Below are 13,879 nucleotides of genomic sequence, written 5' to 3'. Positions count from 1 at the left end.
AGCCTTTATTCACCTGGTGCATGTCGAATCTTCTGTGAAATCATGAAAGCCAAAATTTACATTACCCTCAAAAACGGAATTCTGGATCCTCAAGGGCGAGCCATTCAACAATCGCTTCAAACTCTTGGCTTTGAAACGGTTGGAGAGGTCCGCATAGGAAAATTCATCGAGGTGGATCTTTGTGAAACAGACACGACATCTGCAGGAAATAGGATAAAAGAGATGTGCGAAAAGCTCCTTGCCAATACCGTCATTGAAGAATATCAATACGAGATCCTTGAGGCATAACTAATGGTCTGTTGGTTGTCGCTCATGATTGAATTCGCTTTTTTCTCTGCTAACCCTTCTCGTCTCAGTAGAAATGGCAACAGGGGGAGAGCGTTATGAACATCGGTATCATTGTCTTTCCCGGATCCAATTGTGATCGTGATTGCGCGCATGTTCTTTCGGAGGTCATGGAACAAACCGCTCATTTCATTTGGCATCAAGAGAGATCCCTCAAAGGAATGGATGCCATTATTCTGCCAGGGGGTTTTTCTTATGGGGACTACCTTCGTACAGGTGCCATAGCCCGATTCTCTCCCATCATGGACGCGGTCGTTGAGTTTGCTGAGCGGGGAGGAATGGTCTTGGGCATATGCAATGGATTTCAAATGCTTTTGGAGCTTGGAATATTACCCGGTGCTATGTTGCGCAATAGGGATCTTTCTTTTATTTGTGAAGATCGCTATATACGGGTAGAAAACGCTGACACTCCGTTCACCAATCACTGTGAACCCGGGCAGGTTCTGAAGCTGCCGATTGCCCATGCTGAGGGAAATTATTATACAAACCCCGTGACTCTGTCCGCATTGCAGGCCAATGCGCAAATCGTTTTTCGATTTTGTGATCGCGAAGGCAAAGTGACTTCTCAAGCCAATCCCAATGGATCGCTGGATAACATTGCGGGAATTCGTAACGCGGCGGGAAACGTCCTTGGCCTGATGCCTCATCCGGAACGAGGCGCAGAACATCTTCTCAATAATGAGGATGGGGTGTATATTTTTCGATCTATGATTGCAGCGTTGGAAAAACACAAAACACCTCAACCTGTATAGGCGAGATTACTGCAATCCGCCAATGTCTCCATTGTTTGTCATTGCCAGCATGGAAATTTTTCCAGGAATTACGATGACTCCAGACACTTGCCATGGGAAACCATGTGTAGCAGGCACCGAGGTTGATGTGGCCACTGTGGTTGGAACACTTGGCATCGGGAAATCTTTTGATGACGTTCAGGAAGCTTTGAACCTGACATATGAACAAGTGCTTTCGGCGTTGCGATATGCCTCTTACGTCACGGATCATTTGCCCCTTCGCCTGCCTTCAGGTCATTAAGCCATAGGACAGAATGGGTGCGTTTATGCTAAGTTTTCATTTCATTGAAATGACTGTTCTTCTGACTTTCTTATGTACATTTCCGTGAGCGTTGAGGAAATGAATCGCGTGGGTTGTATTCGAAATTATTAGTATCATATTCTGTTTTCACCTCTCTCATTCCCTTTTTCCTAGTGAGAAAAGAATCATATCAGGATGAGTTACCTCCTATGACACGGGACTCAAAAACCTTGCAGCACGTACCCCTTACGCCACAAATTATTAAACAGCATGGCCTGTCTGATGATGAGTATGTGCAAATCATCAAGCATCTTGGTCGTGAGCCGAATCTCACTGAGTTGGGTATCTTTTCTGTGATGTGGAGTGAACACTGCAGTTATAAGAGTTCACGCATTCATTTGAAACGATTTCCGACCGAGGGAGACCGGGTGGTTCAAGGGCCTGGTGAAAACGCTGGAGCCGTGGATATTGGAGAGGGACTTGCGGCAGTGTTTAAGATGGAATCGCACAATCATCCGTCATATATTGAACCGTTTCAAGGGGCGGCCACCGGTGTCGGTGGGATTCTACGCGATATTTTTACCATGGGAGCACGCCCGATTGCGCTATTGAATTCCCTGCGATTCGGTGAATTGGACCTTCCCAAAAATCAGCATATCCTCAAAGGAGTCGTTTCCGGGATTTCTTCCTATGGGAACTGCATGGGGGTGCCAACGGTAGGTGGGGAAATTACGTTTAACGATATTTATTCAAAAAATCCACTGGTGAATGTCTTTTGTTTGGGTATTGTGAAAAAAGATCGTCTCCTGAGGGGCTTAGCTAAAGGTGCCGGAAATCAAGTGTTGTACATAGGTGCCAAAACGGGACGAGACGGGATCCATGGCGCCACTATGGCCTCTGACAGTTTTGACGACGCCTCAGAAAAAAAGCGTCCGAATGTACAAGTTGGCGATCCATTTTTAGAAAAACTATTACTTGAAGCTTGCCTTGAATTTTTGGAACAGGACCTGTTGGTCGGGATTCAAGACATGGGGGCCGCTGGACTCACCAGTTCGTCCTGCGAAATGGCCTCCCGCGCCGGAACCGGTATTGACATGGACCTGGCCAAGGTCCCTCGCCGTGAACCGCACATGACTCCCTATGAGATTCTGTTATCGGAATCTCAGGAGAGGATGTTGCTGGTGGCTCAACCTGGCAAGGAAGAGGCAGTTCTTGCCATCTGCCGAAAATGGGGCATTGATGCTGCCGTGGTCGGACAGGTGACGGATGATGGGTTTCTTCGAATCAGGGAAGGCCATGAGATTGTGGCCGAAATACCCGCTCATGCTCTCGCCGAGGAAGGTCCACGCTACGAACGGCCTGCCGCGCCACCTCAGTATCAAGAATTTTTGCAGTCCTTAAATATTGACGCTCTTCCTGACGTAAAGGACCCTGCCGAGGTATTACTGAAACTCTTAGCTTCACCAACCATCGCGAGCAAACGTTGGGTATTTCGGCAATATGATCATATGGTAGGAACCAATACCGTGGTGTGCCCAGGCTCCGACTCCGCCGTAGTTCGCATCAAAGGGACCACCAAAGCCTTGGCCATGACGACAGACGGCAATAGTCGTTTCTGTCTGCTGAATCCCTATTTGGGAGGAGGATTAGCGGTTGCTGAAGCCGCACGGAACTTGGTTTGTGCGGGGGCCCAACCGATCGGGGTCACCGACTGTCTGAATTTCGGCAACCCTGAGCGTCCTGACATCATGTGGCAATTTATTATGGCCGTCGAAGGGATCGCTGACGCATGTCGAACATTCGAAATTCCTGTCGTGAGCGGGAACGTCAGTTTTTATAACGAAACGAATGGACTCTCTATCTATCCAACTCCGATTTTAGGAATGGTCGGACTCATTGAGCGCACGGAAAACATTATCACTCAATGGTTTAAGCAATCAGGAGATCAGATTCTCCTTCTGGGGGAGACAAAGGAGGACTTAGGCGGGACGGAATACCTCAAGGTCATCCATTCCCGTGAACAAGGTAATCCTCCCTGGTTGGATCTGGATCGAGAAAAGGACCTCCACTCTTGCCTACTCTCATTGATACAAGACGGGCTGGTGGAATCAGCGCATGATTGCTCGGAAGGTGGATTACTCGTGACATTAGCCGAATGCTGTCTGACGCATCCTTCCGCACCATTCGGGGCAACTGTTATACTGACTCAAGATCGCCTGCGTCTAGACGCCCTGCTTTTTGGAGAAAGTCCTTCCCGGGTTGTCATCTCAATTAACCCCGAGAATATTAAGCAGGTAAGGGAGTCCGTTGAACGCTTCGGAGTGCCGAGCACTGAATTGGGACAGGTTACTCAAGAAAATATGGATATCACTATTCGTGGCAGCAATAACCAGTCCGTGTCTCAAATAACCCTGTCACTTTCCGAAATGGGAAATGCATGGCACCACAGTCTCGCACGCCAATTAGGAACAGAAACATCGTGATAACCGGTTGTCCCTCGATTTATTTGACATGGTCAGCCCTTTCTGCTGAACAGGCGGGTCCGGCATATGTGAGGATCTCATGAGGAAGTTACCCATGATGCCGGCCATGCCTTCCTCAGACGGGTTTCATGAAGAATGTGCTGTCTTCGGGATTGCGGGATCGAAGGAAGCCGCCAATCTGACCTATCTCGGCCTCTATGCCTTACAACACCGGGGACAAGAAGGTTCCGGAATTGTGTCTTCGGATGGAGATCAATTCTTTCAAAAAAAAGGGTTAGGCCTCGTTGCCGATATTTATTCAAAGAAAACGTTACGCGAACTTCCAGGCACGAAAGCGATCGGCCACAATCGGTATTCCACGGCTGGCAGTGGACAATTGCAAAATGTTCAACCCTTGACCGTCAATTTCGCATTTGGAAATCTGGCATTAGCCCACAATGGGAATTTAATTAATGCGGGTGTGCTTCGTGGTGAACTCGAGGCCTATGGCGCTATTTTTCAATCAGACTCCGATAGCGAGGTCATCATCCACTTAATCGCTCACTCAAAAGGGGATACCATCGTCAATCGCGTGATTGACGCATTAAGCTTGGTCCGAGGAGCCTTTTCGCTGGTGCTTTTAACTGATAATCATTTGATTGCGGCCCGTGATCCGTTTGGTTTTCGTCCCCTCTGTTTGGGGCGTTATAAAGGTAGTTGGGTTGTGGCCTCTGAGACCTGCGCATTCGATCTCATTGATGCCAAATTCGTCCGTGAAGTTGAGCCAGGAGAAATCGTCGTCATTCACGATTCCGAAATAACCTCCTATCATCCGTTTCTGGAACGGCCGCACGCCCAATGCGTATTTGAATACGTCTATTTCGCCAGACCCGATTCGAAAATTTTTGGCCCGCATGCCGTGTACCCGGTTCGCAAAGCCTTTGGCCGTCAGTTGGCTAAAGAATGTCCAGCAGACGCGGACATGGTCATCCCGGTTCCCGATTCGGGTGTTCCAGCGGCGTTGGGCTATGCTGAAGGGATGGGATTACCATTTGAAATTGGATTGACCCGCAATCATTACGTGGGAAGGACCTTTATTGAACCGCAACAAGCCATTCGCCATTTTGGGGTGAGGCTGAAATTAAATCCGGTTCCGGATGTCTTAGAAGGAAAACGGATTGTGGTCGTGGATGATTCCCTTGTTCGGGGTACCACCAGCCGGAAAATTGTCAAAATGCTTCGGCAGGCCGGTGCTCGAGAAGTTCACCTGCGAATCAGTTCCCCCCCGGTCATTGCCCCATGTTTTTATGGCATTGATACGCCGACACAAAAGGAACTCATCGGGTCAAATCTCAGCATTGAAGAAATACGTCGTTATGTGACGGCCGATAGCTTAGGCTACCTTAGCCTAGAAGGCATGTTAGCAATGGCTCCCGGCTTTTCCGATCATTATTGCAATGCCTGTTTTACCGATAATTATCCCATCACGTTGACTAAAGCCGAGCAACTTCAACTCGGCTTATTCGAACCCGATCAAGTCTCTCGTTTCTAAATGTTTTACCGTTTTGTTGCCGCCCCAAAAATTCGTGTGTTAGGCTTTTAGAGATGTGAAAGTTAAATCTCTAAGTTTATGCCCAATGAGGCCCCATGAACAGGAGGAACCTATGAAATGGAAAATTCATCAGGTACTGATCGTAGCCATATTCATACTGAGTACGAGTCTGATCGTCCACGCGGGAAGTTTTTTTAAAGTCGGGGAGTCCGCTCCTAATTTCTCACTGACGGGTCTGGATGGGCAAACTCTTTCTCTTGACCAGTTTAAGGGTAAGGTGGTGGTTCTAGGCCTCTTTCATATTTGCGAGCCGTGCTTAATCCAAAGTACCAATCTGCAGATGGTGCATGAGGCTATAAAAGACAAGGCTGTGGCGGTGATCGGAGTCAATTCATCTGGCGATTCCCTGGCTGATGTCAGGGAATTTATACAAGGATTCCCGGTGAAGGTGACGTATCCCTATCTCCTGGATCCTGAGAAAAAAACAGACAAACTCTATGGCGGGGGAAAATTCATTCCCAATGTGTATGTTATTGATCAAAATGGCCTCATCCGTTGGCAGCGCGTAGGGAATTTCTTTACTGATGGCACATTAGCCGGCCATGAAGCGATTTTGCAGGAAGTGGAGAAATTATTGGAGGCCCCGCCTACTCCCTCGACCATGTAGGTCGATGATTCTTTATACGCATTCTTGAACCAATGTTAGGGCACAATGGACGAATTAGAAGACGGAAAACAGAAATTTCTTGAGATCGTGAAAACCCTGGATGCATCTGTGGAGGTGGTCATCCCTACCACTCCTTCGCGGAGCCTGTTACTCATCTCTCTTACAAAAGGGCCCAATCGTAAATTTATTACCGTCCATGAGGATGACATGTTAGACCTTCCAGAAGAACCTGGCGTTCAAACAAAAGTCACAACCCTTCTTCAAGAAACCCTGGAAACCTTATGAAAACCATTCTACCCAATATTTCTGAATGGTCTTGGTTCTCTGAAGAAAAACAGATTAATTTTAACGGACATTTATTAGCTGTGGGAGAACATCGGATATTAGTCGACCCGCCACCCATGAGCGATGGTGATATGGCCATGACGCAGCGGGGAGGGTCCCCAGATTATATCATATTGACTAATCGGGATCATGAACGGGAAGCGGCCAACTTCAGGAAAACCTTCAACTGTCAGGTAATGGCTCCGGAATTGGATGCCAAAGAAATGACCCTGCCCATTGATAAAACCTTCAAAGACGGTGAATTGCTTCCAGGGGGAATTTGGGTCGTTCAACTTTCTGATCAAAAATCTCCTGGGGAAAGCGCCTTATTCTTGCAGCAAGGCCAAGGGGTGCTGATTGTGGGAGATGGAATCATTGGGGATCCAGGAGGTTCCCTCCGGCTTCTACCTTTAGAGAAATATGACAACATCGTCAAAGCCAGGGAAGGTCTTCGTAGATTGTTAAAGTATACGTTTGACAGCCTTCTTGTTGGGGATGGCACTTCCATACTCACTGGGGCCAAGCCCGCACTCGAACACCTCTTGCTAGATAAATGAATCAATCAATATCATGAAAATGGCGTGGAAGCTCTTTTCCCTGTTCTGTGACCCTGAGTGAATATGTATGGCCTGGTCTCAATCCGCCAATCTCAATTCTTTAGGCAATCAGCATTTTTCGAAAGGCTTTTATACCGAAGCTTTTCAATATTATGCGCAGGCCCTGGAGGTTGATCGTCAAAATGGAGACCAACGATCTTTGGCCACCACGCTGGGGAACCTTGGTAATATTTGCGCTGTGAGTGGTCGACGGGAACAAGCCAGAGCCTATTATAGTGAGGTGTTAGAACTTCAAAAAATTCTTGGTGATGATCGGGGGATTAGTACGACTTTAGCCAATTTGGGGAACCTTTCGGCCGATGCTGGCGAATGGGAACGAGCCCAGGCTTATTATTTAGAGGCCTTGGATTTAATGAATCATTTGTCCGACTATGCCGGAAAGGCGGTTTTACTTTCTGATTTGGGATTAGTCGCGAGGGAAACAGGCAAGGAAGAAGATGCGCTCGCCTACTATCAGGAATCATTAATCCTGATGCGCCGGGTCGGGAATGAAGCCGGGCAATCCGATGTCTTTCGTATGATGGCACGGTTATATTTGAGTCAACGACGATTTGAGGAAGCGCAATCCTGCACCTTGACCAGTCTGGATGTCGCCAGGCGGCTGAAGGATGAACTCCGTATGGGCGGTGCGTGGTATGTTCTTGCCAGTTGCCATGAGGCTCAAGGCCAATGGAGCCAAGCAGTGCAATATTTACAAAAAGTTGTTCGTGTCGACCAAAAATATCAATTACCAAAACTCACCGAAAATACCCAGCGATTACATGCCTTAAAATCTCGTCTGAGCACCACAACTGGACACACGCATGAGTGAATCTTCAGACCCCTCACCCCTGTGGCCTCAGGCCAGGACCTATCTTGTGAAGGAAATTCACGGGTGGTTGGATATCCATTCCCCTGACGCCTTAACCCTCCCCTTACCAGATGAAGACTGGTTGCTTGAAATCACTGCGGACGGCAAACTTGTGTGCATGGCAGGGTACGATCTGGATGACATGAAAAGCATGCTTTCGGATGGGACGCCAGAAGATTTAGGAACCGATGAACTCGCGAAACAAGCCAAATTTTATCTACAACAAACGGTTTCCAAGCACCGTCCAAAACTCCTGCGCCAAGGTTTCACAGAACGAATTGAGATGAATGAGTCGCATGTGGCTGCGCATTATGAACGCCCGGTCGATTTCGGAAAACTGACCGATCTTTATCAGCAAATTAAGACCTGTCTGACCTTGTTTCCGGCTTGACACTAAGACCCATCGGCCTCCAACATCAAGCTACGTACTCACGCCAGCCTGATCATCGTGAAACAGACTCCAACGTTCATCACATCCTTCAAACAATTTCGAGACGTCGCCTATGCCTTTCGATTGCCACGGATTATTTTTTCCGCATTAGATCTTGATTTATTTACGAAGATGGAAAATCGGGATTGGACGATTCCTGAGTTAGCCAAACGTGTACGGGTGAGCCAACGTGGACTCGCAATCTTGTGCAGAAATCTTGCTAGTGTAGGATTATTAGTCAAGTCACAATCGGGATACCAACTTGCCCCGTTTTCCAAACGCTATCTTCAAGAATCCAGTCCGGACTTTCGAGGAGACTATCTGGGACTCATGCAGCGTCAATGGAGCGAATGGTCTCATCTGACAGAAGTCATTCGTGTCGGTCAGCCACGGGACAGCAAGGAACCGGAAACCACCGAATATCGACGATCGTTTTCCTGGGCCATGCATCATCGCTCCCTCCAACCGGCCAAAGAGGTCGCACAACAGATTTCTCTAAAAGCGGCTCGTTCCCTTCTCGACTTAGGCGGCGGCCCCGGCACCTATGCTTTGGCCTTTTTAGCGCTGAATCCAATCCTTCACGCCACCGTGATGGATCGGCCTGCCGCTCTGGATGTGGCACGTATGCTGGCGGAACAGTCTTTCTTGGGAACCCGCTTAACCTATCAATCTGGTGATTTTTTAACTGCACGCATTTCAGGAACGTATGATGTTGTCTGGTATTCCAACGTCCTGCATATTTATTCTCCTGCAGACAACCTGAAAATTTTCAAAAAAATCAAACGAATTCTCAACCCTGGCGGACGCCTGCTCATCCAAGATACCTTTTTGCAGGACCCAAAAGAACTTCAGCCTCTTGAAGCAAATCTCTTTGCCGTCTCCATGTTGCTCTATACTGAGCGGGGGAACACGTATTCCGTGCGCGATGTTCGAGAGTGGCTTCAACGAGCCGGACTCACTCGTTCACGGGTTCTCCATATGAAAGAGGGGACCGGAGATTGGGAGGGGCAACTGATTGAAGGACGACACCCGCGCACCGGTTAACGTTTATTTATTTTCCCTTAACCGGCTCTCATCATCAGTAATATCGCTCCCTGAAACGCCGTGTGTGGAGCTTCCGTCCCTCACGTGGCTACAGGTCAACTCTCCAACTATGACTGGATATATCGATCGAACCGTTCAGCCGGTGTTTCAATCAATGCTATCGGTGTTCAGGTTTGGGCAACACACTCTGAGTTGGGGAAACTGATGTCGGTGCTGGTGAGCTTGGGAGGTTCACAAGAAAGGTGGCTCCCCCTCCTTTCACACTTTGTACTTCAATACTTCCACGATGTTCTTGAATGATTTGATGGGCAATGGCCAAACCCAAGCCTGTTCCCTCATGTTCCTGACTCAAATGTTTTGTGGTAAAAAAAGGATCAAAAATATGCTCGATGTCTTCCGGATTAATCCCTTTTCCGGTATCTTGAATGTCCACCTGCACCCAATTCTGAGCCAGCCCTGAACCAATTTTTCGAGTTCGCACTGTCAACACGCCACCCTCTGGAAGCATGGCTTCCACGGCATTAAACAGCAGATTGAGGAATACCTGCTTTAATTGTTGCCGGTCGGCAAAAACATTTGGTAATCCATGGGCTAAATCTGTTTCGACAATAATCAATTCATGAGAAGGGCGAATCCTGAGGGTATACAGACAGGATTCCACAATATCATTAAGGTCTTCTTCCTTGAGAAACGGTTCCATCGGTTTGGCATAATCCAAGATCTCCCGAGTGAGCCGTTCAATTCGACACACATCTTCTTTGACAACCTTACTGAATCGAACGAGAAACTGCTCATCATCCTTTCGTTCGGGTGCCAGGTCCACAAAGGCTTTGATCGACGTCAGTGGATTTCTGATTTCGTGAGCTAATCCGCCTGCCATGGTCTCCAGAGAACGAAGCCGATCAGTTCGACGAACTAACGACTGAGAGCGCTTGAGCTCTTCATACAGTAAGGCATTGTCTAACGCCACGGAAGCTTCCTGCGATAAGGTCGTCAATAAATCCAAATCCTGGGTCGTGTACCCTCCACCACTTTTCGTATTAGGCCCAAACACACAAAAACCTAGGAGCCGTGTTTTGTTGACCAAGGGCAAACAGACTTCTGTTCCAATCTGCGCAAGCTGCGCGATGACGGCTTCAGAGTCAGAGTTGATGGTAGAGAGTTCCAATTCATTGATGACAAAACAGAACGTGCCTTGTCTCCACATTTCTAACAAAGTCGGAGTTTTATGCAAATAGAGGACAGGCAGATCATTGGTGGATTTCCCAAAGCTGGATACCGGTCGATAATCCTGACTGCTGGAACTTCGTAGATATAAGACTCCCCATTGCAATCCTAATGTTGGACAAATGGATTCCACGATGGTCGCCGTCAAATCTTTTAATTCCAGAATGGAGACGAGTGACTTAGAAAAATGCACGACCGTTTCATGTCGGTTATATCGTTCTTTGAACAATGATTTCGTGATTAATGTTTTGGCTTCCCGTTTCAGGAAGGACGCTCCAAGCACCAAGATAAGCAATACGCTCAATTCCACAAAAGAATAGGCGATATTAATTTGCCCAAAGTACAGACTTTGCCCAAGAAGGAGGATCGGATACGCAGGGAAAGCCACGAGCGCTAACAAGAGGCTTCCCGTAATACCTCGTTCAACAGCCGTCCCGAGATCCATGAGCCGGTATCTCAGGAGCGTATAGGCTACGACGGACGTATAGACAGTCAGAAGAATTGTCCCGTTTGGTGGGATCTCAACCCCATACCAGAGCGGAAAAGTCGTCAACCCTCCTGCATACGCAATCACGGATCCGATGGTGAGAAGGTAAAACCTCGAACGTTCAGGACCAGTTCTGCCCCGTGCTCCATGGTAGAGCAACCATGTCCCATAAACGGTCGATAGGCCAAACCCCAACAGATAGAAATGGAAAAAAGGTCCGGGTTTCGGCCAAAAGAGAAAATTACCGACATGATGAACATCGGCCACAAAATAGGAGGTAAAGTTCGCGCAGAAATAAATAAAACTGATTCCCCATCCAAGACGGATAATCCATCTGTTCGATTCCACATCATCCAATAAGGTTAGGACGTGCCACAGATAGGCTGCTGGAAGAAAGATGGCTCCGGCCATCAGCAATCGAACAAAGAAAAGGGCGAGATCGTGGGATGACGCAAGCTGCCAGGCGCAAAACCCATACCCCCAAATGGCGGCAGCTAAACAATACAGGGCATAGGCTTGATGTTTGGAACTGCGAGGGTTTTTGGCGTAAACAATAAGGCCGGAGGCCGTGGCGGCGAGACCATTGAGGAGTCCGCTGAAGGCGTAAAAATTCACGTCTAAAACACTGAAAGATAATTGATTAAACTAGGTCATTGGCTATGTACACCATTTGAAAGGCTATTGGACAATAAACGCATGCAGAAGTCAAAAGGGTTGGCAATTTGACTGTCGGAGGGCCCCTCTTCTTATCCCATCGTCAGGGACGCTCTGCTGTACAATCCGTGTCCAGTCAATGGCATTGATGTGTGCTGTCCGCGGGATGTGGCACCCCTAGGAAAAATTTGCAGAAAGGAGAAGCCTTATGCCACTTGTTTCAGAACTCCTGGTCGCAGATTTAATCTTGTGGAGTGTTTTTTATTCCGGATCATTGATCTTTGCGCTTGGGCGAAAACGATTGGTTTGTCCAATACGATGAGATAGGCTTGTCCTGCAAACGTCGGAAAAATCCTCGCATTCGTACGACCCAAAGTTACGATGATCGATTCCCATTGGGTTTGATCAAAAAAACAAAATTGACCTTCTTTTTCGGCCTGTCGGATTTTCCCATAATTATTCAAGAGATTCCGTGCTTCATCTCGTTGCTGTGGGAGGGCAGCATTACTGACCAGACCCTGGTAAATCCCCGAAAAGTCACCATTCGGTTTTAAATTGGAAATGATCATTCGCCCACCTGGAGCAAGAACACGATATAGTTCCCGCAATGCAGCGCATGGATCCTGGACATATCCAATCACTAAATTAGAGACAATTCGGTCAAATCGGTTGTCGGGAAAGGGAAGCGGCTGACCTAAATCGACTTGTGCCCATGACTGAGTGACGAAGGGTGCTAAAGATCTCCTGGCATGTTGCCATTCTGTGCTGGCTGCCACCATTGCCTGGTTGGCTCGCTTCAACGCGTCAGGAACGACATCAATCCCCACATACTGAATGGATTCCTCCAGGCATGGGATCCCAGAGGAAATGGTGGAGGCGAGCTCATTCAAAAAATACAATCCCGCATTGCCGTTTCCACACCCGGCATCCAGAAATTTTTGGCCGGAAGTGATGGGGCCCAAGGCATGAAACACATGGTCGAGGAGTTTCACATAATCCCGGCATTTAGCCACCGACTGAAAGTGACCCAAGTAATCCTGCCAAAAGCCTGTCCCGACGTCGGTCTCTACCTGTTGTTGTTGCGCAAATTTTTCTCGTCGATTTTGACGTCCCAAGTCTAGTCGATTGGGGTTGTGGATCACCTCAGAAGAAGGATTCTGTGCGAGATGCGCATGGCATTGTGCGATGAGTTGTCGATAGGTTTCATGGGCCATTTTGGGGTTTTCTTGTAGACGATGCAATGCATTAGGCACCACAATCCATTGTTCAAGACTTCGGCCCAATGCGTTCCGAAACGCCTGAAGATCATCGGGAGCCACCCAGGCATCTTTTTCGGCAGAAACCAGCATGACAGGGCAGGTTAACGATGCCGCATCAATCAGTGTGTGTTCAAGCGTGACGAATTGGTTGGCAATTGCATCACCCAAAAATTTATTTCCCACATTAAAGCCCAAAAAATTGGCCGAGTCAGGGCACTGCCCATTGGCATAGCCTGCGAAGAGATCTTCCTGATGAACCGTGGCTGCAGACCGTTCAACATTGACAATGCTCATGAGCATGATCAAGAGGGATAATGATGGACATTCAACCTCGGCTTTGAGGGCGACTCGCGAAGCTAAACTTGAGGCCACGCCGATTATTGGGGAGTGCGGCCAAGTTGCCCTGACATAACGGATCACGGTTTGAAAGTCATCCTTCATTGATGAAAGACATATTTGATAGTGCAGTCCATCACTTTCGCCGACATGATTGGTATGGTCATAGCGCACGACATGAAATCCATTGCTGGCAAAGTAATATGCCAAGGTCAAATAATCCCGCTTCGTTTCCCCGTACCCAGGGGCAATGACGACGACAGGTCCTTCTGTTGAATCTCCCATAGGTCGGTCATGGTAGGCACGAATCCTCTGCCCATTGCCTTTTTCAATGGTAAGACGTTGACTGTGCACGCCTGTTTTTTGGGGATTAATGGACTCGTCCTTAATCTTATTTTTCCTCTCATGAGGGTAAAAATCAGGAACTGAATCCGAGGCTTCTGGCTTAACGTGTCCATAGACCACGAGTCCCTCTCCTTGATTCGGCAGGACTCCGGTAACCGACGAAGTTGAACAGTGTAAAAGAATGTCTGTTGTTCCTTCCCAGGCGGTCTGACCTGTTTCCACATGGATATCTATAATCATTCCCTGGA

At 48.0% G+C, this 13,879-nt stretch carries 13 protein-coding genes; 11 read left to right on the top strand and 2 right to left on the bottom strand.

The features are described from left to right. Positions 1–42 precede the first annotated feature (42 nt). From purS to AAH187_RS01545, 11 genes are all read left to right on the top strand, one after another. Positions 43–288: a phosphoribosylformylglycinamidine synthase subunit PurS gene (purS, locus tag AAH187_RS01595; RefSeq protein WP_342346674.1), complete on the top strand. Its 246-nt coding sequence runs from the start codon at positions 43–45 to the stop codon at positions 286–288. 95 nt (positions 289–383) lie between these two features. Continuing rightward, positions 384–1,097, top strand: a complete 714-nt coding sequence (gene purQ, locus AAH187_RS01590) for a phosphoribosylformylglycinamidine synthase subunit PurQ (RefSeq protein WP_342346673.1) — start codon at positions 384–386, stop codon at positions 1,095–1,097. A gap of 73 nt (positions 1,098–1,170) precedes the next feature. Further along, on the top strand, positions 1,171–1,377 hold the full coding sequence (locus tag AAH187_RS01585; RefSeq protein WP_342346672.1) for a DUF433 domain-containing protein: 207 nt from the start codon (positions 1,171–1,173) through the stop codon (positions 1,375–1,377). 209 nt (positions 1,378–1,586) lie between these two features. Then, positions 1,587–3,860, top strand: a complete 2,274-nt coding sequence (gene purL / locus AAH187_RS01580; protein WP_342346671.1) for a phosphoribosylformylglycinamidine synthase subunit PurL — start codon at positions 1,587–1,589, stop codon at positions 3,858–3,860. A 79-nt stretch (positions 3,861–3,939) separates the two neighbouring features. Next, positions 3,940–5,391, top strand: a complete 1,452-nt coding sequence (gene purF / locus AAH187_RS01575; RefSeq protein WP_342346670.1) for an amidophosphoribosyltransferase — start codon at positions 3,940–3,942, stop codon at positions 5,389–5,391. Between the two features lie 112 nt (positions 5,392–5,503). Continuing rightward, a complete protein-coding gene (locus AAH187_RS01570; protein ID WP_342346669.1) occupies positions 5,504–6,058 on the top strand; it encodes a TlpA disulfide reductase family protein in 555 nt (184 codons plus the stop codon). 45 nt (positions 6,059–6,103) lie between these two features. Continuing rightward, positions 6,104–6,343, top strand: coding sequence for a hypothetical protein (locus AAH187_RS01565; protein WP_342346668.1), 240 nt, complete (start codon positions 6,104–6,106; stop codon positions 6,341–6,343). After that, positions 6,340–6,939, top strand: coding sequence for a hypothetical protein (locus AAH187_RS01560; RefSeq protein ID WP_342346667.1), 600 nt, complete (start codon positions 6,340–6,342; stop codon positions 6,937–6,939). The genes AAH187_RS01565 and AAH187_RS01560 overlap by 4 nt, the downstream gene beginning before the upstream one ends. Positions 6,940–7,006: 67 nt before the next feature. Then, positions 7,007–7,810, top strand: coding sequence for a tetratricopeptide repeat protein (locus AAH187_RS01555; RefSeq protein ID WP_342346666.1), 804 nt, complete (start codon positions 7,007–7,009; stop codon positions 7,808–7,810). Beyond that, entirely contained in the window at positions 7,803–8,240 is a 438-nt protein-coding gene (locus tag AAH187_RS01550) for a hypothetical protein (RefSeq protein WP_342346665.1), read from the top strand. The genes AAH187_RS01555 and AAH187_RS01550 overlap by 8 nt, the downstream gene beginning before the upstream one ends. Before the next feature lie 57 nt (positions 8,241–8,297). Then, positions 8,298–9,323, top strand: coding sequence for a class I SAM-dependent methyltransferase (locus AAH187_RS01545; protein WP_342346664.1), 1,026 nt, complete (start codon positions 8,298–8,300; stop codon positions 9,321–9,323). 157 nt (positions 9,324–9,480) lie between these two features. Here AAH187_RS01545 and AAH187_RS01540 read toward each other — a convergent pair whose 3' ends face one another. Both AAH187_RS01540 and AAH187_RS01535 read right to left on the bottom strand, forming a co-directional pair. Beyond that, complete coding sequence (locus AAH187_RS01540; RefSeq protein ID WP_342346663.1) at positions 9,481–11,652, bottom strand: ATP-binding protein; 2,172 nt, start codon at positions 11,650–11,652, stop codon at positions 9,481–9,483. 245 nt (positions 11,653–11,897) lie between these two features. Further along, positions 11,898–13,879 (bottom strand): alpha/beta hydrolase (locus AAH187_RS01535; protein ID WP_342346662.1); only part of this gene is annotated, 1,982 nt, incomplete at its 5' end.

Origin of the sequence: uncultured Nitrospira sp. (assembly GCA_902500695.1) — a bacterium.
In the GTDB taxonomy this organism is placed as follows: Bacteria; Nitrospirota; Nitrospiria; order Nitrospirales; family UBA8639; genus Nitrospira_E.
This window is presented reverse-complemented; position numbering and strand designations above follow the sequence as displayed.